17 protein-coding genes are annotated in these 24,366 nt (G+C 75.2%); 11 read left to right on the top strand and 6 right to left on the bottom strand.

Annotated features, from left to right (window positions below; genetic code table 11):
• Positions 1-133 precede the first annotated feature (133 nt).
• Both gltB and ACFYWL_RS17345 read left to right on the top strand, forming a co-directional pair.
• Entirely contained in the window at positions 134-4,798 is a 4,665-nt protein-coding gene (gene gltB, locus ACFYWL_RS17350; RefSeq protein ID WP_386973551.1) for a glutamate synthase large subunit, read from the top strand.
• Positions 4,791-6,296, top strand: a complete 1,506-nt coding sequence (locus tag ACFYWL_RS17345; RefSeq protein WP_386973548.1) for a glutamate synthase subunit beta — start codon at positions 4,791-4,793, stop codon at positions 6,294-6,296. Before gltB ends, ACFYWL_RS17345 begins: the two co-directional genes overlap by 8 nt.
• 48 nt (positions 6,297-6,344) lie before the next feature.
• Here the strand turns inward: ACFYWL_RS17345 and ACFYWL_RS17340 are convergent, their stop codons facing one another.
• Positions 6,345-7,895 carry a M1 family metallopeptidase gene (locus tag ACFYWL_RS17340; protein WP_386973545.1) on the bottom strand — a complete coding sequence of 517 codons (1,551 nt, stop codon included), beginning with the start codon at positions 7,893-7,895 and terminating at the stop codon, positions 6,345-6,347.
• A gap of 196 nt (positions 7,896-8,091) precedes the next feature.
• Here ACFYWL_RS17340 and ACFYWL_RS17335 point away from each other — a divergent pair, with 196 nt between their 5' ends.
• The 3 genes from ACFYWL_RS17335 to ACFYWL_RS17325 all read left to right on the top strand — a co-directional run bounded on the left by ACFYWL_RS17335 (position 8,092) and on the right by ACFYWL_RS17325 (position 12,552).
• Positions 8,092-8,955 carry an SGNH/GDSL hydrolase family protein gene (locus ACFYWL_RS17335; RefSeq protein ID WP_386973543.1) on the top strand — a complete coding sequence of 288 codons (864 nt, stop codon included), beginning with the start codon at positions 8,092-8,094 and terminating at the stop codon, positions 8,953-8,955.
• A 165-nt stretch (positions 8,956-9,120) separates the two neighbouring features.
• On the top strand, positions 9,121-11,706 hold the full coding sequence (locus ACFYWL_RS17330; protein ID WP_386973540.1) for an FtsK/SpoIIIE domain-containing protein: 2,586 nt from the start codon (positions 9,121-9,123) through the stop codon (positions 11,704-11,706).
• Between the two features lie 3 nt (positions 11,707-11,709).
• Positions 11,710-12,552 (top strand): hypothetical protein, encoded by an 843-nt coding sequence (locus ACFYWL_RS17325; RefSeq protein ID WP_386973538.1) that lies wholly within the window; start codon positions 11,710-11,712, stop codon positions 12,550-12,552.
• Between the two features lie 31 nt (positions 12,553-12,583).
• Here ACFYWL_RS17325 and ACFYWL_RS17320 read toward each other — a convergent pair whose 3' ends face one another.
• Positions 12,584-13,540: an FAD-dependent oxidoreductase gene (locus ACFYWL_RS17320; protein WP_386973535.1), complete on the bottom strand. Its 957-nt coding sequence runs from the start codon at positions 13,538-13,540 to the stop codon at positions 12,584-12,586.
• Positions 13,541-13,642: 102 nt separating this feature from the next.
• Here ACFYWL_RS17320 and ACFYWL_RS17315 point away from each other — a divergent pair, with 102 nt between their 5' ends.
• Together ACFYWL_RS17315 and ACFYWL_RS17310 are read left to right on the top strand one after the other, a co-directional pair.
• Positions 13,643-14,527 (top strand): LysR family transcriptional regulator, encoded by an 885-nt coding sequence (locus ACFYWL_RS17315; RefSeq protein ID WP_386973532.1) that lies wholly within the window; start codon positions 13,643-13,645, stop codon positions 14,525-14,527.
• Between the two features lie 117 nt (positions 14,528-14,644).
• Positions 14,645-15,073: a hypothetical protein gene (locus tag ACFYWL_RS17310; protein WP_386973529.1), complete on the top strand. Its 429-nt coding sequence runs from the start codon at positions 14,645-14,647 to the stop codon at positions 15,071-15,073.
• A gap of 410 nt (positions 15,074-15,483) precedes the next feature.
• On the opposite strand, the gene ACFYWL_RS17305 is transcribed toward ACFYWL_RS17310, so the two are convergent.
• On the bottom strand, positions 15,484-16,050 hold the full coding sequence (locus tag ACFYWL_RS17305; RefSeq protein WP_386973526.1) for a hypothetical protein: 567 nt from the start codon (positions 16,048-16,050) through the stop codon (positions 15,484-15,486).
• Positions 16,051-16,657: 607 nt separating this feature from the next.
• Here ACFYWL_RS17305 and ACFYWL_RS17300 point away from each other — a divergent pair.
• The 3 genes from ACFYWL_RS17300 to ACFYWL_RS17290 all read left to right on the top strand — a co-directional run bounded on the left by ACFYWL_RS17300 (position 16,658) and on the right by ACFYWL_RS17290 (position 20,335).
• Positions 16,658-18,877 (top strand): M48 family metalloprotease, encoded by a 2,220-nt coding sequence (locus tag ACFYWL_RS17300; RefSeq protein WP_386973524.1) that lies wholly within the window; start codon positions 16,658-16,660, stop codon positions 18,875-18,877.
• 14 nt (positions 18,878-18,891) lie between these two features.
• Positions 18,892-19,323: a hypothetical protein gene (locus ACFYWL_RS17295; protein ID WP_386973521.1), complete on the top strand. Its 432-nt coding sequence runs from the start codon at positions 18,892-18,894 to the stop codon at positions 19,321-19,323.
• Between the two features lie 238 nt (positions 19,324-19,561).
• Complete coding sequence (locus tag ACFYWL_RS17290) at positions 19,562-20,335, top strand: esterase/lipase family protein (protein ID WP_386973518.1); 774 nt, start codon at positions 19,562-19,564, stop codon at positions 20,333-20,335.
• A gap of 201 nt (positions 20,336-20,536) precedes the next feature.
• Here ACFYWL_RS17290 and ACFYWL_RS17285 read toward each other — a convergent pair whose 3' ends face one another.
• The 3 genes from ACFYWL_RS17285 to ACFYWL_RS17275 form a co-directional block, all read right to left on the bottom strand.
• Positions 20,537-20,980 carry a nitroreductase family deazaflavin-dependent oxidoreductase gene (locus ACFYWL_RS17285; protein ID WP_386973516.1) on the bottom strand — a complete coding sequence of 148 codons (444 nt, stop codon included), beginning with the start codon at positions 20,978-20,980 and terminating at the stop codon, positions 20,537-20,539.
• An 85-nt stretch (positions 20,981-21,065) separates the two neighbouring features.
• Positions 21,066-21,938, bottom strand: coding sequence for an aldo/keto reductase (locus ACFYWL_RS17280; protein WP_386973513.1), 873 nt, complete (start codon positions 21,936-21,938; stop codon positions 21,066-21,068).
• A gap of 66 nt (positions 21,939-22,004) precedes the next feature.
• Positions 22,005-23,609, bottom strand: coding sequence for a GMC family oxidoreductase (locus tag ACFYWL_RS17275; RefSeq protein WP_386973510.1), 1,605 nt, complete (start codon positions 23,607-23,609; stop codon positions 22,005-22,007).
• 202 nt (positions 23,610-23,811) lie between these two features.
• Here ACFYWL_RS17275 and ACFYWL_RS17270 point away from each other — a divergent pair, with 202 nt between their 5' ends.
• Positions 23,812-24,168, top strand: coding sequence for a YciI family protein (locus ACFYWL_RS17270; RefSeq protein ID WP_221487087.1), 357 nt, complete (start codon positions 23,812-23,814; stop codon positions 24,166-24,168).
• The last annotated feature ends 198 nt before the right edge of the window (positions 24,169-24,366 follow it).

The raw sequence follows: 24,366 nt of genomic DNA, 5'->3' as shown, positions 1-24,366 counted from the left end.
CCCTTCCCAGGATGTGGAAGTGTGATCAATCTGAACTGGCCTTGCGCGCCTACCCCTAACGTAGACTCAATAGACCCATAAGGGCCGACGTCGTCCCGACCATGATCCAACCTGAGTGACGACAGGAGGCCCGGTGGCCTTTCCGTACCCTCTCAGCCAGCAGTCGGCCCCGCCCGCGGCCGGGCTGTACGACCCCGCGCACGAGCACGACGCGTGCGGGGTGGCGTTCGTGGCGGACCTGTACGGCCGGCGCTCCCACTCGGTCGTCGCCAACGGTCTCGGCGCGCTGCTCCGGCTGGACCACCGGGGTGCCCGGGGCGCGGAGCACAACACCGGCGACGGCGCGGGCATCATGATCCAGGTGCCGGACGCGTTCCTGCGCGAGGCCGTCGACTTCCCGCTGCCGCCCGCCGGCGAGTACGCCACCGGCCTGGTCTTCCTGCCGACCGACGACGACGGCGAGGCCCGCGCCCGCCGGGTGCTGGAGAAGTACGCCCTGGTCGAGGGCGCCGAGATCCTCGGCTGGCGGGACGTGCCCACCGACCCGAGCGGCCTCGGCGAGACCGCCCTGGCGGCGATGCCCCGGGTGCGGCAGGTCTTCCTGGCCGCCCGCCGGCTCACCGACACCCCCGCCGGCCCGGCCGGCTCCCCGCTGTCCGGCCTCGACCTGGACCGGGTGGCGTTCTGCGTCCGCAAGCAGGCCGAGCGGGAGACCGCCGAGCGGGGCGTGCCGGCCTACTTCCCGTCGCTGTCCTGCCGGACCATGGTGTTCAAGGGGATGCTCACCCCCGACCAGCTTCCCGAGTTCTTCCCCGACCTGACCGACGGGCGGGTCGACAGCGCCATCGCGCTGGTGCACTCCCGGTTCTCCACCAACACGTTCCCGTCGTGGCCGCTGGCCCACCCGTACCGGATCATCGCCCACAACGGCGAGATCAACACGATCCGCGGCAACCGCAACTGGATGCAGGCCCGCGAGGCGCTGCTGCGCAGCCCGAACCTGCCCGGCAACATCCGCCGGGTGTTCCCCGTCTGCACCCCGGCCGCCTCCGACTCGGCGAACTTCGACGAGGTGCTGGAGCTGCTGCACCTGGCCGGCCGCAGCCTGCCGCACGCGGTGCTCATGATGATCCCCGAGGCGTGGGAGAACGACCCCGACATGCGCGCCGACAAGCGCGCCTTCTACCGGTTCCACGCCAGCCTCATGGAGCCGTGGGACGGGCCGGCGTCGGTCGCGTTCACCGACGGCGAGGTCGTCGGGGCGGTGCTGGACCGCAACGGGCTGCGCCCGGGGCGCTGGTGGCGCACCGCCGACGGCCTGGTGGTGCTCGGCAGCGAGGCGGGCGTGCTCGACCTCGACCCGGCCACCGTGGTCGCCAAGGGCCGGCTCCAGCCGGGCCGGATGTTCCTGGTCGACACCGTCGCCGGCCGGATCGTCTCCGACGACGAGATCAAGACCGAGCTGGCCGCCGCCCAGCCGTACGCGGAGTGGCTGCACGCCGGGCTGATCGACCTGGGCGACCTGCCGCCGCGCGAGCACATCGTCTACACCCACGACTCGGTGCGCCGCCGCCAGCAGACCTTCGGCTACACCGAGGAGGAGCTGAAGATCCTCCTCGCCCCGATGGCCCGCACCGGCGTCGAGCCGCTCGGCTCGATGGGCACCGACACCCCGATCGCCCCGCTGTCGACCCGGCCGCGGCTGCTCTACGACTACTTCCACCAGCTCTTCGCCCAGGTCACCAACCCGCCGCTGGACGCCATCCGCGAGGAGCTGGTGACCAGCCTCCAGCACACCATCGGCGCGGAGGGCAACCTGCTCGACCCGGGCCCGGCGAGCTGCCGGCAGATCGTGCTGCCCTACCCGGTGATCGACAACGACGAGCTGGCCAAGATCCTCTCCATCGACGAGGACGGTGACCTGCCCGGCTTCAAGGCCGTGCGGGTCTCCGGGCTCTACCGGGTCCGCGACGGCGGGGCCGGGATCAAGGCCCGGCTCACCGAGATCTGCCGGCACGTCTCCGAGGCGATCGAGGACGGCGTACGCATCCTGGTGCTGTCCGACCGCGACTCCAACGCCGACCTGGCCCCGATCCCGTCGCTGCTGCTCACGGCCGCCGTGCACCAGCACCTCGTCCGCGAGCAGACCCGCACCCAGGTGGCGCTGGTCGTCGAGTCCGGCGACTGCCGCGAGGTGCACCACGCGGCCGTGCTGATCGGCTACGGCGCGGCGGCCGTCAACCCGTACCTGGCCTTCGAGTCGGTCGAGGACATGATCGCCACCGGCGCCCTGACCGGCGTGGAGCCGGCGAAGGCGGTGCGCAACTACGTCAAGGGGCTCGGCAAGGGCGTCCTGAAGATCATGTCCAAGATGGGCATCTCGACCGTGTCGTCGTACTGCGGGGCGCAGGTGTTCGAGGCCGTCGGCCTGGACGCCCGCCTCGTCGAGCGCTACTTCCGGGGCACTCCCAGCACGATCGGCGGGGTCGACCTGCACGGCGTGCACGCCGAGGTGGCGGCCCGGCACTCGCTGGCCTGGCCGGCGGCGGGCGCGGTGGCGACCGACCGGCTGGAGGTCGGCGGGGAATACCAGTGGCGGCGCGAGGGCGAGCTGCACCTGTTCAACCCGGAGACCGTCTTCCTGCTCCAGCACGCCACCCGCAGCCGCCAGTACGACGTCTTCCGGCAGTACACGGCCAAGGTCGACGAGCTGGCCGCGAAGGCCGGGTCGCTGCGCGGGCTGTTCACCCTGCGCACCGGCGTCCGCCCGCCCGTGCCGCTGGACGAGGTCGAGCCGGCCAGCGAGATCGTCAAGCGGTTCGCCACCGGCGCGATGTCGTACGGCTCGATCTCGGCCGAGGCGCACGAGACCCTCGCGATCGCGATGAACCGCCTCGGCGGCAAGTCCAACACCGGCGAGGGCGGCGAGGACGTCGACCGGCTGCACGACCCGGCCCGCCGCTCCTCGGTCAAGCAGATCGCCAGCGGCCGGTTCGGCGTGACCAGCGAATACCTGGTCAACGCCGACGACCTCCAGATCAAGATGGCCCAGGGCGCGAAGCCCGGCGAGGGCGGGCAGCTGCCCGGCAACAAGGTGTGGCCGTGGATCGCCCGCACCCGCCACGCCACCCCCGGCGTCGGCCTGATCTCCCCGCCGCCGCACCACGACATCTACTCGATCGAGGACCTGGCGCAGCTCGTCCACGACCTCAAGTGCGTCAACCCGGCCGCCCGGGTGCACGTCAAGCTGGTCAGCGAGACCGGCGTCGGCACCGTCGCGGCCGGCGTGGCCAAGCTCAAGGCCGACGTCATCCTCATCTCCGGCCACGACGGCGGCACCGGCGCGTCCCCGCTCAACTCGCTCAAGCACGCCGGCACCCCGTGGGAGCTGGGCCTGGCCGAGGCGCAGCAGACCCTGCTGCTCAACAAGCTGCGCGACCGGGTCACCGTGCAGGTCGACGGCCAGCTCAAGACGGGCCGGGACGTGCTGGTCGCGGCGCTGCTCGGCGCGGAGGAGTTCGGCTTCGCCACCGCCCCGCTCATCGTCGAGGGCTGCGTGATGATGCGGGTCTGCCACCTCGACACCTGCCCCGTCGGCATCGCCACCCAGAACCCGGTGCTGCGCGAGCGGTTCACCGGCAAGCCGGAGTTCGTGGAGAACTTCTTCCTCTTCCTCGCCGAGGAGGTCCGGGGCTACCTCGCCGAGCTGGGCCTGCGCTCGATCGAGGAGGCGATCGGGCAGACCGAGCTGCTCGACGTCGTGCCGGCCATCGACCACTGGAAGGCCCACGGCCTCGACCTCGGCCGCGTCCTGCACCTGCCGGAGCTGCCGGCCGACGCCGCCCGGCGCGGCGTGCGGGCCCAGGAGCACGGCCTGGAGCTGGCGCTGGACAACGAGCTGATCGCCCTGGCCCAGCCGGCGTTGACCGACGGCACGCCCGTGCGGGTCGAGGTGGCGGTGCGCAACGAGCACCGCAGCGTCGGCGCGATGCTCGGCGGCGAGGTCACCCGCCGCTTCGGCGGGGCCGGCCTGCCCGCCGACACCATCGAGTTCCTGCTGCGCGGCACCGCCGGGCAGTCCTTCGGCGCGTTCCTGCCCAGCGGGGTCACCCTGCGGCTGCACGGCGACGCCAACGACTACGTCGGCAAGGGGCTCTCCGGCGGCCGGCTCGTCGTCCGCCCGGACGCCGCCGCGCCGTTCGTCGACGGCGAGGCCGCGCCGGGGGAGCGGGCCGAGGACCAGATCATCGCCGGCAACACCATCCTGTACGGGGCCACGGCCGGCGAGGTCTTCCTGCGCGGCCGGGTCGGCGAGCGGTTCGCCGTGCGCAACTCGGGCGCGGTGGCGGTCGTCGAGGGCGTCGGCGACCACGGCTGCGAGTACATGACCGGCGGCACGGTGGTGGTGCTCGGCGAGACCGGGCGCAACTTCGCCGCCGGCATGTCCGGCGGCACCGCGTACGTGTGGCGGCTCGACGAGCGGCGGGTCAACACGGAGCTGGTCGACCTGTCCCCGCTGCGCGACGAGGAGTCCGACCGGCTGCACGAGCTGGTGCACCGGCACTTCGCCGAGACCGGCTCGGCGGTCGCCGAGGCGCTGCTCAAGCGCTGGCCGGAGGCGGTGGAGGAGTTCACCGCGGTGGTGCCCCGGGACTACCGCCGGGTGCTGGAGATCATGCGGGCCGCCGAAGCCGCCGGCCGTGACGTCGACGACGCGGTGATGAGCGCGCTGAGCGCGCCCGCCGCGCCGGTGCCGCCCGCCACGCGGGCGGTCGCCCAGGAGGTGGCTCGTGCCTGACCCGAACGGTTTCCTGCGCTACGACCGGCGGCTGCCCGCGCGCCGGCCGGTGCCGGTGCGGATCTCCGACTGGCGGGAGGTGTACCCGCCGGCCGGCGAGGCGCTGATCCGCGAGCAGGCCACCCGCTGCATGGACTGCGGCATCCCGTTCTGCCACGACGGCTGCCCGCTGGGCAACCGCATCCCGGACTGGAACGACCTGGTCCGCACCGGCGGCTGGGACGCCGCGGTGGAGTCGCTGCACGCCACCAACAACTTCCCCGAGTTCACCGGCCGGCTCTGCCCGGCGCCCTGCGAGGCCGCGTGCGTGCTCGGCATCGGCGGCGGGCAGCCGGTCACCATCAAGCAGGTCGAGGTGGAGATCGCCGACGCGGCGGCGCGGGGCGGCCTCGCGCCGCGTCCGGCGGCGGCCCCGACCGGCCGGTCGGTCGCCGTGGTCGGCTCCGGGCCCGCCGGCCTGGCCGCCGCCCAGCAGCTCGCCCGCGCCGGCCACGCCGTGACGGTGTACGAACGCGACGACGCGATCGGCGGGCTGCTCCGCTACGGCATCCCCGACTTCAAGCTGGAGAAGCAGCACATCGACCTGCGGCTGGCCCAGCTGGAGGCGGAGGGCGTCCGGTTCCGCACCGGCGTGAACGTCGGCGTCGACGTGACCGCGGAGCAGCTGCGCGAGGCGCACGACGCGGTGCTGCTCGCCTGCGGCGCGTTGCAGGGCCGGGACACCCCGGAGACCCCGGGCCGGGCGCTGCGCGGCGTGCACCAGGCGATGGCGCACCTGGTCGCCGCGAACCGCGTCGTCGCCGCCGCGGGCGAGGGCCGGCCGGCCCTCGCGGTGCTGCCCGACGGCACCCCCATCGACGCCGCCGGCAAGCACGTGGTGATCATCGGTGGCGGCGACACCGCCGCGGACTGCCTCGGCGTGGCGCACCGGCAGGGCGCGGCCGGCGTACACCAGCTCGACCTATACCCCGAGCCGCCGCACGCCCGCGACGCCGCGCGCGACCCGTGGCCGACCTGGCCGTGGATCCTGCGCAGCTACCCGGCGCACGAGGAGGGCGGCGAGCGGGTGTTCGCCGCCGCCGTGCAGGAGTTCGTGGACGACGGCACCGGCCAGGTGCGCGCCGTACGCATCGCCGAGGTGACCGTCGAGAAGCGCGACGGGCGGCGGATCGTCACCGCGGTGCCCGGCTCGGAGCGGGAGCTGCCGGCGGACCTGGTGCTGCTGGCGATCGGCTTCGAGGGCACCGAGGAGCAGCCGCTGCTGGCGCAGTTCGGGGTGGCCCGCAACGCCCGGGGCGCGGTCGACGCCCGGCCGGACTGGCAGACCGCCGCCGACGGCGTCTTCGTCGCCGGTGACATGCACCGGGGCGCGTCGCTGATCGTCTGGGCGATCGCCGAGGGACGGGCGGCAGCCGCCGCGATCCACTCCTACCTGGGCGGGGTGGGCGAGCTGCCCGCCCCGGTCGACCCGGCGCGGCAGCCGCTGGCCGCCCGCTGACGGCCCCGCCCGGCGGGCCGGGACCTCGTGTCCCGGCCCGCCGGCGCGTCAGTGCAGCAGGTCGTGGGCCTCGCGGACCTTCGCCCACGACTTCGGCTTGACCGGGGCGGCCGGGGCGGCGGCGCGGGCCGCCGATCCGCCCGCCGTCAGCTCCGGGCGGCCCTTGGTGAACAGCCAGGTCGTGAACAGGGCGTCGAGGTCCTTGCCGGAGACCTGCTCGGCGAGGGCCTGGAACTGCGCGATCGTGCCGTTGCCGTGGCGGTGGGCGGCGGTCCACGCCGGCAGGATGCGGAAGAACACCGCGTCGCCGACGGCCAGCCGGAGCTGGTGCAGGGCCATCGCGCCCCGGTCGTAGACCGCGCCGTCGAAGACGTTGTTCGCGCCCGGGTCGCCGGGCGGCACCTGCCAGAACTCGTCGTCGGCCGGGTAGCTGGCGTAGGTGAAGTCGAACCACTCCTGCGCGGTGCCCTCACCCTGCTCCTCCGACCAGAGCCACTCGGCGTAGCTGGCGAAGCCCTCGTTGAGCCAGATCTGGCTCCAGTCGGCGACCGAGACCGAGTCGCCGAACCACTGGTGGGCGTTCTCGTGCACGACCACGTAGGTGTTCGAGCCGCGCCGCCAGAAGCCCGGCCCGTACACCGAGCGGGTCTGCGTCTCCAGGGCGAAGCCGATGCTGTTGGCCGGGGCGGCGACGCCGCCCTGCGCCTCGAACGGGTACGGCCCGAAGATCCCGCTCTCCCAGTCGACGATCTCGGCGGTGCGTCCGATGCTGGCCCGCGCGGCCGGCCCGAGCGCGCCCAGCGTGGTGCTGTACGCGTTGACGACCGGCTGCCCGTTCGGCGCGGTGTCGGTGACGATGTCGTACTGCCCGATCGCGAGGAACGCCAGGTACGTCGCGCCCGGCGTGGCGCTGCGCCAGCCCCAGCGCGTGCGGTTGCCGGGCTCGGCCAGCGGGGGCCGGGGCTGCACCCCGTTGCTGATCACCTCGACGCCGGTCGGCACCGACACGGAGACGTCCCAGGTGGCCTTGTCGCTGGGGTGGTCGTTGCTCGGGTACCACCACCAGGCCGACTCGGGCTCGTTGACGGCCAGCGCCCCGTCGGCCGTCTTCGTCCAGCCGGTCCAGCCGTCGACGCGGGTCTGCGACGGCACGCCCGCGTACTGCACCACGATGGTGAGGGACTGGCCGGCGACGATCGGGCGGGGCGCGGTGATCACCAGCTCGTGGGCGCCCTCGCGGGCGAAGGCAGCCGGGTAGCTGTCGACCTTGACCGACTGGACGCCGAGCACGAAGTCCAGGTTGAACCGGGACAGGTCCTGGGTGGCCCGGGCGAGGATCGTGGTGGTGCCGGAGAGCTGGTCGGTGGCGGGCTCGTAGCGCAGCCGGACGTCGTAGTGGTCGACGTCGTACCCGCCGTTGCCGTAGTCGGGGAAGTAGCTGTCGCCCAGGCCGGGGCTGCCGGGGGCGGGCGCGGCCTGGGCGGCTGCCGGCCGGCCCCAGCCCGATCGGGCGGCGGCGTGGCCGGGTGCGCCGGCCGCGACCGTGCCGGCGGTGGAGACGGTCAGGGCGGCGATGGCCGCCGCGAGAACACGTCGCACGGAATGGACTCCCTCCGTTGGGTGTACGCCGGCAAACCTAATCGACAGATGTAAACGGGTGTGTCCCGGGCGGGCGGTCCGCGCCCTATTCCCTCGATGGAAATGTTTCGATAGCATTACCGACCAGTAACCACCACCCCTGGGCCACGCGCGCGGTTCCGAGGATCCACCACCCCTGCCCCCGCGGAGGTTCCCCATGCCCCACCGCCCGCTGGCCCGCGCCCTGACCGCCCTGGCCGCCCTGCTCGCCGCGACCCTCGGCGCGGCGGCTGCCCCCGGCGTCGCCCAGGCCGCCCAGGCCGCCGAGGCCGAACAGGCCGCCCAGGCCGCTCAGGCCGCGAAACCCGGCCGCGCCGCCGCCGCGATCAACTACGTGGCGCTGGGCGACTCGTACTCCTCCGGCGTCGGCGCCGGACCGTACGACCTGTCCACCTGCCTGCGCAGCGACAAGTCGTACGCCCCGCTCTGGGCCGCCGCCCACCAGGTCGCCAGCTTCGCGTTCCCCGCCTGTGGCGGCGCGGTCACCGCCGACGTGATCAACAAGCAGGTGAACGCGCTGAGCGCCAGCACCACCCTGGTCACCATCACCATCGGCGGCAACGACGCCGGCTTCGTCGACGTCATCACGAGCTGCCGGTTCGGCAGCACCAGCACCTGCGAGGGCGCGGTGGACGAGGCCAGGGCCTTCGCCACCACGGAGCTGCCCGGCCGCCTCGACCGCACCTACGCCGCGATCCGCGCCAAGGCCCCCAACGCCCGGCTCGTCGTGCTCGGCTACCCGCGCCTGTTCGAGACGACCTCCTGCGGCGCGCTGGCGATGAGCGCCTACAAGCGGACCATCATCAACGACGCCGCCGACCTGCTCGCCTCGATCACCGCCGGCCGGGCCGCCGCGGCCGGGGCCACCTTCGCCGACGCCCGCCCCTACTTCGCCGGGCACGGCGTCTGCGCCGCCGCGCCGTGGATCCGCGACGTCACCGGCGTCATCGAGGCGTACCACCCGAACGCCGACGGCTACCGGCTGGGCTACCTGCCGGCGCTCACCGCCGTCACCGGCTGACCCCGCGCACCCGGAGACGGCCGGCGGCCGGCGGCGCCACCCCGGCCGCCGGCCGCCCCCGTCGGCACCGTCGCCACGGGTGCCGCGGCGGACTGTCCGACGCCGCCGCGCGTCCGTTAGGGTTCGCTGGACCAGACGGCCATCGCGCGTGGGGGGCAGCAGAGGGTGGGCAGGCTCGCGTCGGCGTACGGTCAGGCGGTCAGCGCCCATCGGCAGGCCCGCGAGCGGCTCGACCGGGCCCGCCGCTTTCTCGGCGCGCCGGGCCCGGCCGCCCCCACCGCCGCCGACGTCGTCGCCCGGCTGGCCGCCGTGGGCGGCCGGCTCGCCGCCCCCACCCCCGGCGTCACCGCGCTGACCGGCGCGCCCGCGCCGATCCGCGTCGGCGAGGCGACCACACTGGACGGCGGCTTCCCCGTGCTCGTCCCGCTCGGCGGCGGCTGCCACCTCACCGTCGACGCCGACGCCCGCGACCCGCGCGTCGGCGAGCTGCTGCGCGCGGTGGTGCTGCGCCTGCTCGCCACCGCCCCGCCCGGCACGGTCCGGGTCGCCGGGATCGACACGGTGGCCTTCGGGGCCACCTTCCTGCCGCTGCGCCCGCTGCTCGACGCCGGGGTGCTCGCCCCGACCGCCACCACCGCCGCCGAGGTCGCCGCGCTGCTCGACGAGGCAGAGCGGCACGCTCGGGCCGCCCAGGCGGCCGACCCGGCCGCCCGCGAGCTGCTGGTGCTGGTCGCCGCCGCCGCGCCCGGCCCCCGCGAGCTGGCCCGGCTCGCCGCGCTCACCCACGCCGGGGCGTCCGCCGCGGTCTGCGTGCTGCTCGCCGGCCACCGCGGGCCCGCCGGGCCCGCAGGCGTCGCCGGGCAGCAGAGCCCCGCCGGGTCCGACGCGCCGCCGCCGGGCGCGGCCACCGCGCTGCGCCTGATGCAGCGGTACGCCCTCGTCGGCGACCCACCCGGGCACCCGTTCAGCGCCGACGGCTCCGGGCTGGCCGCCCCCGTCGTGCTCGACGGCGACCTGCCGCCGGCCACCGTGGCCGCCCTCGCCGCGCACCTCGCCCCCGCCGCCCGCCGCGACACCCCGCCCGCCTTCGCCGACCTGCTGCCGGCCCGCCGCTGGGCGGCGACCAGCGCCGCCGGGCTGTCCACCGTGGTCGGTCGGGCCGGGCGGCAGCCGGTCACCGTCGCCTTCGACGACGCCACCCCGCACTGGCTGGTCGCCGGCCGCACCGGCGCCGGCAAGACCGTGTTCCTGCTCGACGCCCTCTACGGGCTGGCCGCCCGCTACGCCCCCGACCAGCTCCAGCTCTGGCTGCTCGACTTCAAGGAGGGCGTGAGCTTCACCGAGTTCGTGCCCACCGAGCGGGACCCGTCCTGGCTGCCGCACGCCCGCGTCGTCGGCATCGAGAGCGACCGGGAGTACGGCCTGGCCGTGCTGCGGGAGCTGCGCCGGGAGCTGAACCGGCGGGCGAGCGTCCTCAAGCGGCACGGCGTCACCAAGCTCGCCGACCTGCCCCGCGACGCGGCGGTGCCCCGGATCGTGGCGGTCGTCGACGAGTTCCAGGTGCTGCTCGCCGGCACCGACGCCGTCGCCCGCCAGGCCGTCGACCTGCTGGAGGAGCTGGCCCGCAAGGGCCGCTCGTACGGGGTGCACCTGGTGTTGGCCAGCCAGTCCACCGCCGGCATCGAGTCGCTGTACGGCCGCGCCGAGGCGATCTTCGGGCAGTTTCCGCTGCGGGTGGCCCTGCCCGGCGGCGGGGGAGTGCTCGACGCGCTCAACACCGCCGCCGACGCGCTGCCGATCGGCGCGGCCGTGCTCAACACCGCCGCCGGGGCGGCCGGGGCCGACACCCTGGTCCGCTTCCCCGACGCGTACGCGGCCCGCGCCGAGCTGGCCCGGCTGCGCCACGAGCTGTGGCGCGAGCGGCCGGCCGGGTCCGCCGCACCCACCGTCTTCCGGGGATACGATCCGGCGCGGCCGGACGACGATCCCGCCCTCGCCGCCCTGCGCCCCGGCGACGGGCCCCCGGTCGCCCTGGTGGGCCGCGTCGTCGACGTGGCGAACAGCCCCGCCTCGTTCACCCTCGACGCCACCCCGGGCCGGCACCTGGCCGTGGTCGGCACCTCGGCCGTCGGCGCGGAGGTGCTGCGCGCCGCCGCGCTGGGCCTCGGCCGGCAGCACGCCCCCGGCGGGGCCCGGTTCCTGCTCGCCGGGCTGGTCGCCGCCGTCGACCCGGTGGCCGACGCGACCGCCGCCGCGCTCGCCGCGGCCGGCCACCCGGTGGAGCGGCTCGACCCGGCCGCCCTGCGCGACCGGATCGCGGCCCTCGCCGCCGCCAGCCAGCCTGCCGCCGACCGGCCCAGCGCCGCCGGCCGCACCTACCTGGTGATCTTCGGCGCGGACGCGGCCTCGGCCGCCCTCGCCGGCGCCGACCCGACCACGTTCCGCTCCGGCCTGGACGACCTGCGCGCCCTGCTGCGCGCGGGCCCGGGCCGCGGGGTGCACCTGCTGGGCTGGTGGCGGGGGCTGCGCCGGCTCGCCGACGACCTCGGCGGGGCGCACCACCGCGACGACGTCGCCTGCCTGGTCGCGTTGAACGTCCCCGGCGCGGAGCTGGGGCTGCACCTGGGCGAGCACGACCTCGCCTACACCCCGCGCCCCGACCGGGCGCTGCTGGTGGACCGGCACGACCAGCGCACCCGGCTGATCGTGCCGTTCACCGGGCCGGGGCACGAACGGGACGAGGAGCGCTGAGCCGTGGCCACCTTCGCCGAGTACGCCGCCCTGGCCCGGCAGCTCGCCGACCAGCGCCGCGAGACCGACCGGGACGCCGTCGCCGCCGACCGCCGCCGCTCGGCCCTGCGCGCGACGCTCGACCAGCTCACCCGACGCCTCGACGCCCAGTCCCACCGCCTCGACCAGCTCGGCCAGGCCGCCGGCGTCACCGCCGACCCGACGCCCGCCGCCGGCGAGCCCCCCGCCCCACCGGCCGCCACCCCACCGGCCGCGGCCGAGGCGGGTCCGCCCGGCGCGGCGCCGGAGCCGGGGACGGCGGGGGTCGGCGGCGCAGCCGCCGCGCCGGGGCGGCCGGGCGTCGGGGCGTACCCCCGGGGTGCGACGACGACCGGCGCGGTGGTGGCGGTGCCGACGGCGGCCGGGGTGCCCGGGCCCCGCGCCGAGGGCGTCGACCCGGGCGCGGAGCTGGCCGAGGCCCGGCGGCTCGCCGACGAGGCCGACCGGCTGATCGGCGTCACGGAGGCCGTCGGCCGCCGACCGCCGCTGCTGCCAACCTGGTCGCCGCTGGCGCGGGCCCTGGCCGTGTACGCGGCGTGCGCGGCGGCCGGCGTCGCGCTGTCGGTGGTGCTGCTCGCCGTCGCGGGCGTGGTGGCCAGCGCCGGGGCCGTCTACGTGGCCACCTGCGGGGCGCTGCCCGTGCTCTGCTTCGTCGCCGGCTACCTGGTGCTCGGCCGGTGGGGGCGGCCGGCGCTCGGCGCGGACGGGCCGCCGCCCCGGTTCGTGCCGCTCGGGTTCGTGACCTGCGTGCTGCTCATGCCGCTGGCCTACTGCGGCTACCTGGTGCTGTTCCGCCTGCTGCGCTGAGCCCGGCCCAGGTCTCGCCTGGCGCCGGCGGTCAGCCGTCCAGGGCGAGGCGGGCCACCTCGGCCGCGCACCCCCAGGAGAGGGTGACCCCCGCGCCGCCGTGCCCGTACGCGTGCACCAGCCGGCCCCCGGCGGGACCCGCCGGCTCGGCCGCCACCCGCGGGCCGCCGTGCCGGGCCGGGCGCAGCCCGATCCGCTCGCCGAGCACCGGCGCGTCGGCCAGCTCCGGCACGAGCGCCACGCACCGTCGCCGGATCGCCGCCGCCGTCCGCGGGTCGGGCCCGGTGTCCCACACCCCCGGCTGGTACGTGCCGCCCAGCACCACGTCGTGCCGGCGCGGGTGCACGTAGGTGATCCCGGCCGGGTCGTCCTCGTCGCGCACCGACGTGGTCAGCCCCGGGTTCGCCACCAGCACCAGGTGCCCGCGCACCGGGTGCACGGCAGGGTCGGCGGCGAGCCGGCCGGCGGCCAGCCCGGTCGCGTTGACCACCGTCGGGGCGACGTCGAACGCCTCGGCGAGGCCCCGCACCCGGCGGCGCAGCACCCGCCCCCCGCCGGCCTCGATCCGCTCGGCCAGCCACCCCAGGTACGGCGTCATCTCCACCGTCGGCGCGGTGAACCGCAGCACCGCCGTGTACGGGGCCCCGGCCGGGTCGACCACCAGGTCCCCGGTGGCCGCAGCCCACCACGGCGGGCCCTGGTAGCGGTGGCGCAGCAGCATCCGGGTCGGCCGGGCCACCACCCCCGGCACGCCCGCCCCCGCCTGGCGGCCCAGCTCCGCGTGCGTCTCGCTCGCCCAGCGCAGCACCCGGGGGTCCTCGTCGGTGTGGGTCGGGTACCACACGGCGGCGGCCACCGTCGACACCGTGTCCGCCGGGTCGTCCGCCGCCAGCACGGTCACCCGCGCGCCCCGCTGCTGGAGGGTCACGGCGGCGGTCAGCCCGATGATCCCGCCACCGACCACCACCACGTCCACCCGTTCCGTCATCGCCTGCTCCTTCCGGTCGTTGCTCGGATCGTGGCCGGCCGCCCGGTCGGGCGTCCAAGATGGAACGGGCAGGCGGCGATAAGCGGCGCTTATGATCCGAGGATGGATGCCTGGTCGGACCTGCGTCGGCTGCGCTACTTCGCGGTGCTCGCCGAGGAGCTGCACTTCACCCGGGCCGCCGCCCGCCTGCACATCGCCCAACCGGCGCTCAGCCAGCAGATCCGCGCCCTGGAACGCCAGCTCGGCGTGCCGCTGCTGCACCGCACCAGCCGGGGCTGCACGCTGACCGAGGTGGGGCAGCGGGTGGCGGCGGAGGCCGCCCGGCTGCTCGCCGACGTCGACGCCGGCGCCGCCCGCATCAGGGATCTGGTCCAGGGCCGGGGCGGGCGGCTGCGGCTCGCGTACACCCGGTCGGCCCGCGGCGGCCCGGTGGACACCCTGGTGGCCCGGTTCCGCACCGCCCACCCCGACGTGGAGGTCGCCGCCGAGACCGCCTGGACCGCGCCGAACGTCGCGGGGCTGCTCGCCGGCCGGCTCGACGCGGCGTTCGTCCGCCCGCCGGTCGACGAGCCGGTGCTCGCGTGCCGCACCGTCGACACCGAGGAGCTGCTGCTGGCCCTGCCGGCGGGGCATCCGCTGGCCACCGGCCGCCGCCGGATCACCCGGGCCCAGGTGGTGGACCTGCCGGCCGTCATGTGGCCCCGCGACAACGGCCCCGGCATGTTCGACCGGACCATCGCGCAGGTCTGGCCGGGCGGCGGCTTCCGGCTGGTCCGCCAGGAGCCCGACGACGAGCAGTTGCTGCGCGCCGTGGCGCAGGGCGACGTGATAGCGGCCGTGCCCGCCGGTCGCGCGCGGGCGTTGAAGGTGCCGGGGGTACGGCTGCGCCGGTTCACCGCGCCGACCCCCACGGTGGACGTCGCCCTCGCCTGGCCCCGCGACACCACCAACCCGGCCGTCCACGCCCTGGTGGGGCTCCTCGGCTGACCGCGCCGCCCCTGTGTCGTCCCCTGTTCGCCGGGACCTTGGACAGTTGTCGTCCGCTGCGGACGATAGACGTCCAAGATTCGGAGTGGGTGCCGGATCGGGCTAGGGGAGGCGTCGATGAACGAGGACCTGGGCGGATTCGTGATCGGATACGTGCCGGCGGGGGTCGACGGGGAGGTGTCCGACTTCGCCAGCGAGTGGGCGGGGGTGCGCTTCCGTACCCGGGTGTGGGAGCGGCAGGTCGAGGAGGGCTGGCGGGTCGACCTGCGGGTGCACGTCCTGCGCGGGGGCCGGCTGGGCACGCTCGCCGAGCTGCGCGAGTTCCTTGCCGCCTATCACGAGCGGGACGCCGCGACGTGGCCGCTCACCGAGTTCACCGAGGGCGACGTGACCGGCCTCGTCGGCGACGGCGAGGCGTTCCGGCTCATCGAGCCCGGGGTGGCGGTCGACGCGCGGGCCGAACCGGAGCGGGTGCCCGAGCCGGAGCTGCGTGCCGTGGTGGCGGGAGTCCGCCCTGTCGCGGCCCCCGGGCCCGCGGCGGGCTGATCACCCACCGTGACGTTCGCGGGGTCGCGTGCGATGGCTGGGTCGAGGTAACTCTTGGTGATGTCTCGGCGACCTCGCCGGACTCCGCGCGAGCCCCGTTGCTCTGCACCCACATGCGCAACACCCGGACTGACCTCGCCATATGGTCAACCGTGGATGATGTCGGGATGGGGTGGTCGGTTGCCGTCAGTGTCCGTCGCGTATGCGGGTGCAGAGCAACGGGGCTCGCGCGGGGCTGCTCGCCGGATGGTCGGATAACGCTGTGCAGCGTCCCGAGATCATCCCCGTCCCGGCCGTCGCCGGCCGTCGCCGGTTGCGGGTCGGGTGGTCGGGGCGACGGCGAGAGGCTGCCCCGGCCTGCTGGCCCCAACCCCGGGGGCGGCCCGGGGCGGCGCGGGGATGGGCGGGGGTCAGCCGGGCAGGTCGGCCAGGCAGGTCAGCCAGAGTTGGTAGCCCGCGGGTGAGCTGTCGGCGGCCTCCCGTGTCAGCCGCAGCTCCTCCAGGGCCCGGTCGGCGTCACCGCGCTCCGCCGCCGCGCGGGCCAGGTCGAACCGGTCGGTGACGAAGGCCGACAACCGCCGCAGGTGGTCTGCGGCGGCTGCGCCCCGGGCCCGCAGGTCGTCGGCCGAGGGCGCGTCCGCACCGCCGTGCCCGGCGGCGGGGAGCCCATCGGTGGCCAGGGTGGGGATCGCATGGACGCTGTCGTCGTCCCGGTGCGGGGGGTGGCCGTGGCGGATCGCGCCGAGCCCGGCCAGGGCCGTCAGGTCGCTGAGCACCTGGTCGCCCAGGAGCGCGGCGACCCGGTCGAGGGTGAGCCCGACCTGGTCGGGGATGCCCTCGGCGAGCTGGGCGTCGAGCTCGGTGGTCAGGCAGGTGAGCTGTTCGGACACCCCGGCCAGGCCCTCCGCCAGGAAGGCGATCTCGTCTTCGAGCCGCTCCAACACCTCGTCGGCGGTGCTGAGAAGGCTGTCCCGCATGGCTCTCCCGGTCGTGTCGGTCCACAGTGATCGCGAAGAATCTTGACCCATCAACGGATGAAGATCGTCGATAGTTCTCGCGAGTTTCTGTCGGATACCCGATACATCCACGGTCGGTGAGCGGCTTCCCCGAGCGCCGGTGCGGGTGTTCGTCGGGGTCGGGACGCCTGCGCCGCCGCCGGATCGCTCCCGGCCCGCCGGGCTGGCGGGCCGGCTCCGGCCGGCGGCGAGCGCCGCATTGACCATTTCCCCGCGGGTCGCTGCCATTCCACCGCCCCCGTTTCCCGGGAACGTGTCGCCGACGAGGCAATCACCTCAGTGACTCCGGTACCGGCGAGACCATGGCCGCCCGGTAGGTGCGCCTTTCGTGAATTCATTGCCGCCCGCCCTGACTGGAGTCACGGGCCATTGTCGGAATCCCGCTGGCGAGATCCACTATGGACGGGTAATGTGCTGCGTCGTCGTCGACACCCGTGCATGGGATCGGCGGCATTCATCGCACCTGCGCAATTCCTCCGACGGTCGGCCGAGCCGCCCGTCCGATACGCCGTGCCCTTATCCGTTCCCATTCGCCACCCTCTCGTGGCGGTTGAGTCGAGGAGCCGCCGTGCGCGACCCGGACGCTGACCCGCACGTCAGACCTGCCGCAGCCGACACACCGGCCGGCCCCGCAACACCCGCCGATTCCGCGTCCACCGGCGAGGGCCAGTCCCGCCTCGCGCAGCGCTTCGCCGCCCGGCCCCCCGGGTATCCGAGCGTGCTCGTCTGGCTGCGCGCCGGGGTGTTGCGGGACTGGCGCGGGGTGCTGGGCGCGTTCCTGGCCACCTGGTTCTACGTACCCGTCGCTCTGCTCCTCGCGGTGTGGGGCGGGATCGTCCTCGCCGGGTACGGCCTGGTGGCCGGCGGTACCCGGTCCGACGAGGCGCTGCCGGAGGTGCTGCGGGACGCCCCGCTGGTCGGCGCGCTGCTCGACGCGTTCCTCGCCCGCTCCGGCGGGGTGCTCGGCGGCATCGCCGGCTTCGCGGTCGGCTTCCTCGCCGGCTTCCTGGCGGTGCTGGTGTGGCCCTGGCTCGGGGCGTTCGACGAGCCGGCGAACCTCTTCACCGGCCTGGCCGGGATGGTGGTCGCCGCCGCGCTGATCGGCCTGCTCTACACCCTCTACCGGGTCATGTGGGAGCCGCGCCTGCTGGTCGTCTCCGGCGCGCGCAGGCTCAGCCGCCGCGAGGCAGAACGGCTCCGACCCATCCTGTACGACTGTGCGCGCGCCCTCGGCCTGCCCACCGTGCCCGCGCTGCTCATCGAGGACGACCCGGTACTCACCAACGCCCGCGCGTACGCCCGGCACGTGGTGGTCACCACCGGCCTGCTCGACGAACCGGACGAGAACATCGCGGCGCTGCTCAGCCACGAACTGGTGCACTGGCGCACCGGCGACGAGGTGACCAGCGCGTTCGTCCGTGGCGTGGCGCTGCCCCTGGTGCTGGTGCACGCCGTGCCGACGTGGCTGATGCGCACCTTCCCGCACCCGGCCACCAACTTCGTGGTGTTCGTCTTCTTCTGGCCCGTGCTGCTCACCATGAAGTACGTGGTGCTGCCGCTGCACTCCCGCGACGTGCGGGCCGCCGAGTACCGGGCCGACGCGGGCGCCGTGCTCGCCGGCCACGCCCATGGGCTGCGGGACATGCTGGAGCGGCGCAAGTCGTTCGAGAGCGGGCGCAGCGGCTGGGACGAGGCGGTCTGCGCCACCCACCCGGCGTCCGAGCTGCGGCTGGACCGGCTGGAGGCGCTCACCCCGGCATCCGAGGGTGCCGCCGCGCCGGTCACCGCCGACGACGTGTTCGGGCGGCCCGGGGCGGTCGCGTCCCCGCGGGCGATGCTGGTGGCCGGCGCGCTGGTCCTGGCCTGCGCCTTCGGCGGCACCCTGCTCGGGGTGACGCAGTGGGCCCTGTTCCGCCCGGCGGAGACCGTCAACGGCTACTTCTCGGCGCTGGCCGACCACGACGCCCGGGCGGCCCTGGAGCTGGTGACCCCCGCCGCGCGGTCGGCGGCTGGCGACGTCGACCGGCTCGCCGCGCTGGTCGAGGCGAAGGGCTACCAGCCGCCCGACGACGTCGACGTGCTCTCGGTCGACCGGGACGGCGACGAGGCGACGGCGAAGGTCGAGTTCACCCTCGCCGGCCAGCGAGTGCCGGCCGAGCTGTCGCTGCGCCGGGAGGAGTCGGCGACCCTGGGCCTGTTCCACGAGTGGCGGCTCACCGGCGCCCCGGTCACGCTGGGCGTCCCCGGCGGGCAGGCGGGCCTGACGGTCAACGGGGTGCCCGTCGAGACGCACCCCGAGGGCGACGACCTCGCGTTGCTGCCCGGCGTCTACACGGTCGGCGGGCAGAGCACGGTGCTCGCGGAGACCCCGGCGCAGGCCGTCGCCGTCGTCCCCGGGATGGACAGCGCGGGCCAGGTGCGCCTGGAGCCGGTGTTGGCCCCGGGCGCGCGGGAGGCGGCCGAGGCGGAGGTGCGCAGGCACCTGGACGCCTGCGCCGCGCAGAAGGTGGCCGCCCCGGCGGGCTGCCCCTTCCGCTACTACAACGGCAGCACGGTGAAGAAGATCGCCTGGAAGATAACCGAGTACCCGCGGATCGCGGTGGAGCTGACCGGCCCCGCCACGGCCCGGGTGTCCACCCCGTACGACGCGCAGGGGTCGGTGCGGGCGACCGGCACCACCGACGGCTACTTCGGGGCCACCCCGTTCACCGACGACGAATCGTTCGGCGTCGACGGCGTCCTGTCGGTGGTTGACGGCAGGATCACGTTCCAGCCCAGCGGAGAGTGAAGGAGAGCGACCACGTGACGCAGACCTCGACGGGCACCTCGGCCGAGGCCCGGCAGCCGGTGCGGCTGGTGCTGACGCCGCGCGCCGCCCGACCGCCCCGGGTGCCGCTGCTGGCCTGGATCCACCAGCGCCCGGAGTTCCGCGCCGCGGTGCGCGACGCGGGGGGCGGCCGGACCGGCGGGCGGCCCGGGTTCAGCGACGCGGTGATCATCGCGGTGGTGGCGCAGGCGCTGCTGCCGGGGCTGTTCAACCTGTTGCAGAGCTGGGTGGACCAGCAGCGCACCGAGGTGAGCGTCCGGGTGCAGGCGGGGGAGTCCGAGGTGGAGATCCAGGTCAACGGCCGCACGGACGCCACGAAGCTGATCGACCAGGCCACCCGGGCGCTCCGCCAGGCGGCCGAGTCCGGCGAGGCGGGCGGCGCGACCGGCGAGGTGACCGGCGAGTAGCAAGATCGTGTCGGCGAGGTGGCGGTATCCCGAGGCGTGGATGCCGCCACCTCGCCGTCATGGAGTCGATCATGAGCCCGGTTCGCCGTAATTCGCCCTGGGCGCGACAACCTGTTACCCGCGCGTAACTTTTCATTGACGTCGCTGGATCGCCAGCCCCATCATCTTTCCACGATCGATCGGAACGCCCTCGCCTCCATCCGGCCCCCGCCGGGACACCCCATCGGGAGGTGCAGCCATGCTGCTCCGAAAGATCCTCGCCGTCCTCGCCGCGTCCACCGTGACCGCCGCCGTGGCGCTGGCCGGGCCGTCCCTGGCCGCCGCAGCGCCCGCCGGCACCAGGGCCGCCGCCAACGCCAACCCCGTCATCGTCGTGGCCGGGCTCAGCACCCCCGCCCTCGGCTACGAGCCGCTCGCCGCCCGGCTGCGCGCCGACGGCTTCCGGGTGTCGATCTTCCAGCTCCCCGGCCTCGGCCTCGGCGACATCGCCGACTCCGCCCGCGCCTTCTCCGCGTACGTCGACCAGGTGCGCGCCGCCACCGAGGCGGCCCGCGTCGACCTCGTCGCCCACTCCGAGGGCGGCCTGGTCTCCCGCTACCTCATCCGCAACCTCGGCGGCGGCGCCAAGGTGGGCCGGTACGTCAGCCTCGGCACCCCGCACTACGGCACCTACGTCGCCGACATCGCGAAGTTCCTCGGCCTCGGCAACTGCCTCGGCATCGTGGCCTGCCAGCAGATGGCCATCGGGTCGAGCTTCCTCACCGCGCTCAACGACGGCGACGACACCCCGGGCGACGTGCGCTGGACGGCCGTGCGCACCCTCCAGGACGAGCTGGTCCGGCCCGTCGACAACGCGACCCTCGCCGACGGGGCCACCAACGTGCTCATCCAGTCGTGGTGCCCGCTGCGGCTCGTCGGGCACCTCGGCCTCGTCCTCGACGGCACCACCTACACCGTCGTCCGGGGCGCGCTCACCGACGCCCCGGTGCGCCCCGACTGCTACGCCCTCTGAGGCTTGCAGCGAGACGGCATCAAGAACGCCATGGCGAGCATTCTCGACCTGGTAGGCAACTTCGACGATTTCGCCGGCGACGGACGCGGGGGCGACCTCGCCGACCGATGGCAGCACGAGATCGTCAAGCCTCACGCGGAGATCTTCGCGGCCGTCGAACCCTGGGTCGACCGTCACCGGCCAGGCGTCATGCCCCCGGCGTCAGGCGCGCTCGACCACGACGACGGGGATCTCCCGGTCGGTGTCCCGCTGGTACTTCGCGTACGTGGGGAAGACGTTCGTCATCAGCTCCCACAGCCGGGGCCGCTCCTGCGTCGACGCCGTCCGCGCCCGGCCCCGGAACCGTTCCGCGCCGATCTGGATCTTCACCTCGGGGTCGGCGACGAGGTTCAGATACCAGGCCGGGTGCGTCGCCGAGCCCCCGTTGGACGCGACCAGCACCACCCGGTCGTCGTCGCGGCCGTAGATCAGCGCGGTGCGCCGCAGCTGCCCCGAGCGGCGGCCCCGGGTGGTGACCAGCAGGGCGTCGTAGCCGTGGAAGGTGCCGCCGTCGGCGCCGTCGGTCGCCACGTACCGCCGCACGTGGTCGGCCACCCAGTCGACCGGGCTGTCCACGACCGCCTCGCCCCGCTCGGCCTGCGCCATCCTCGTCTCCTCACCCCGCGGAGCGGCCACCGAGCCGCCCTCGTGCAGCAGGTTAGCGACTCCGTGCGCCCCGTGGGGCGGCGGCTCAGGCGGCCTTCGCGAGGGCAGCGTACTCGTCGTCGGTGAGCCGCACCTGCGCGGCGGCCACATTCTCCTCCAGGTGCGCCACCGACGACGTACCCGGGATGGGGAGCATGACCGGCGAGCGCCGCAACAGCCAGGCGAGCGCGAGCTGCGCGGGCGTCGCGCCGTGGTCGGTGGAGATCGCCTCCAGCGGGCCGCCCGGCTTCGCCAGGTTGCCGGTGGCGATCGGGAACCACGGGATGAACGCCAGGTCGTTGCGCTCGCAGTGGTCGAGCACGTCCTCGGCGCTGCGGTCGGCCAGGTTGTAGAGGTTCTGCACCGACACGATCGGCGTGATCTGGCGGGCCTGCTCGATCTGTGCGACGGTCACCTCGGACAGCCCGATGTGCCGGATCTTGCCCTCCTGCCTGAGCAGCGCCAGCTCGCCGAGCTGGTCGGCCAGCGGCACCTTCGCGTCGATGCGGTGCAGCTGGTAGAGCCCGATGGCCTCCAGGCCCAGGTGGCGCAGGCTCAGCTCGCACTGCTGGCGCAGGTACTCCGGCCGGCCCACCGGCCGCCAGTCGCCCGGCCCGGAGCGGGTCAGCCCGGCCTTGGTCGCGATGACCAGGTCGTCGGCGTACGGGTGCAGCGCCTGCCGGATCAGCAGCTCGGAGACGAACGGCCCGTACGAGTCGGCGGTGTCGATGAACGTCACGCCCAGCTCGTACGCCCGGCGCAGCACCCGCACCGCCTCCGCCGGGTCCCTCGGGTCGCCCCACACGCCCGGCCCGGTGAGCTGCATCGCCCCGTAGCCGAGCCGGTCGACCTGGAGGTCGCCGCCGATCCGGTAGGTGCCGGAATCCTTCGCGGGCTGCCTGCCAGCGTCGTCACCCATGAGTCGAACCCCAATCCTGTGTGTGTCGTCCGGTCGATTGTGCTCCCGTACCCCGCCCACCCGGAGTCAGTCGGCCAGGATCAGGTCGGCCGCCCGCCAGGCCAGCGCCATCACCGGCGCGTTGAGGTACCCGGACACCAGCACCGGCAGCACCGAGGCGTCCACCACCCGCAGCGCGTCGACGCCGCGCACCCGCAGCCGGGCGTCGACGACGTGCTCCTCGGAGGGGCCCATGCCGCAGGTGCCGACCGCGTGGTAGCCGCAGTAGCCCACCGCCAGCGCCGCCTCGACGATCTCCCGGTCGCCGCGGACGTCCGGGCCGGGCACCGTCTCGGCGGCGATCCGCCCGGCGATCGGCGCGGTGGCGAACAGCTCCCGCATCCGGCGGAACGCGTCCACGAGGACCCGCCGGTCGTGCCCGGTGGCGAAGTAGTTGGCCACGATCCGCGGTGGCGTGCCCGGGTCGGCCGAGACGATGGCGAGGTGACCCTCGCTGTCCGGCCGGGTGACCGTGCACAGGCCCATCATCCCCGCCTCGGTCTCCAGCTCCAGCGCGTGGCCCGGCCGGGGCGGGGCCGCCGAGAACGGCGCGACCAGCAGCTGGGCGTCCGGGCGGTCGACGTCCGGCGTGGACCGGATGTGCGCCCCCACGTCGTGCACCGGCAGGCTCAGCGGCCCCCGCCGGGTCAGCGCGTACCGCAGCGTGGCCAGGCCCTGCCCGAGCAGGCTGCCCAGCATGTGGTTGTAGCCGCCGTCGCCGGCCAGCCGGAACTGCGCCGGCACCGACCGGTGCTCGCGCAGCCCGAGGCCCACCCGGGGCCGGTCGAGCAGCACGTCGACGCCGGCCCGGCGCAGCGTGTCGGCGGGCCCGATGCCCGAGACCTGCAACAGTTGCGGGCTGGCGATCGCCCCGGCGGCGAGGATCACCTCCGCCGCCGCCGCGTAGTCGACGGTGCGACCGCCGCTGCCGGCCCGTACGCCGACCGCCCGGCCGCCGCGCACGAGGATCCGCCGCACGGCCGTGCCCACCGCGACGGTCAGGTTCGGCCGGTCCCGCACCGGGTGCAGGAACGCGTCGGCGGCGCTGACCCGGCGGCCGTCGCGGATGGTCGCCGTGACGTACCCGATCCGCTCGTCCTCGGTGGCGTTGAGGTCGTCGGACCGTCGCCAGCCCAGGGCCTCCCCGGCGGCGATCACGTCCTCGCAGAGCCCGTCGGTGCCGGTCGCCGACGACAGCCGCAGCGGACCGCCGGCCCCGCGCGTGGGCGACGCGCCCAGCGGATGGTCCTCCAGCCGCTTGAAGATCGGCAGCATGGTGTCCCACCCCCAGCCCGGGTTGCCGAGGCGCTCCAGGCCGTCCCAGTCGAGGCGGTCGCCCCGGCCGTAGACCATGCCGTTGACGGAGCTGGAGCCGCCGACCAGCCGGCCGCGCTGCCACACCTCCCGCCGTCCCGGCGCCGCCTCGGCCGGGTAGTGCCAGGCGGTGCGCCGGTCGTCCATGAGCCTGCTGAACGCCTTCGGGATGCGCACGAACGGGCTGCCGTCCCACCCGCCCGCCTCGACCAGCAGCACCCGGGTCGCCGGGTCCGCGCTGAGCCGGTGGGCCAGCACGCACCCGGCCGCGCCCGCGCCCACCACGACGTAGTCGAACTCCTCCACGCGATCCCTCACTCACCACCGGTTACGAGAATCCCTCAGAAGGTAGTGGCTTGATCACTGTGGGGGAAGGGCCGCCGGGGCGATCGCGCGGCTGCCGACCGGGGCAGTTGCGCCGAGCGGCCCCGGCGGCGGGCCGACGCGTGCGAGGCTGGCCGGGGGCGGGTCCGCGGGCGGGGCGCGGGCCGGCAGCGGGGGAGGGGACGCCGTGACCGGGATGCCGCAGGTCGACTTCGCGCTCGACACCTACGAGTGCATCGTGCTCTACCCGGGCCCGTCCGGGCGGGCCCTGCCCGACGAGACGGTCCAGCGGTTGCAGGCCGAGCACACCGAGCACATGCGCGCGTTGCAGCGGCGGGGGATCGTCCTGGTCGCCGGGTCGATCGACGGCCCGGGGCGCGAGCCGGACCCGCCGATCGGCTTCGGCCTGGCCCGCACCGGCTCCGTGGACGACGTACGCAGCGTCATGGAGGCCGACCCGGCGGTGCAGGCGGGGCTCTACGCCGTCGACGTGATGACGTTCCTCTGCCCGGCCGGCTCGGTGGAGTTCCCCCTCGCCCGCATGCAGAGCTGACCCCCGGCCCGCCGGGACCGGCCGCTGTCGTGATCGTGACGGCGGTCACCGGCCGCGCGCTGCTAGCGTCAGCCACGGCGGGCGGGGAGCGTGCCCATGGGAGGTGACAGCGGGCGGTAGGATTCCCGGCGCGCGGTCGCCGATGCCCGCCGACACCCGACGACTCCGGACGAAGGCTCCGGTGCGGTCCCACCCGCC

This window comes from Micromonospora sp. NPDC002575 (assembly GCF_042889525.1).
Classification (GTDB): Bacteria; Actinomycetota; Actinomycetes; order Mycobacteriales; family Micromonosporaceae; genus Micromonospora; species Micromonospora carbonacea.
Note: the sequence above shows the minus strand (reverse complement) of the source record. Positions and strands in the feature narration are given on the sequence as shown.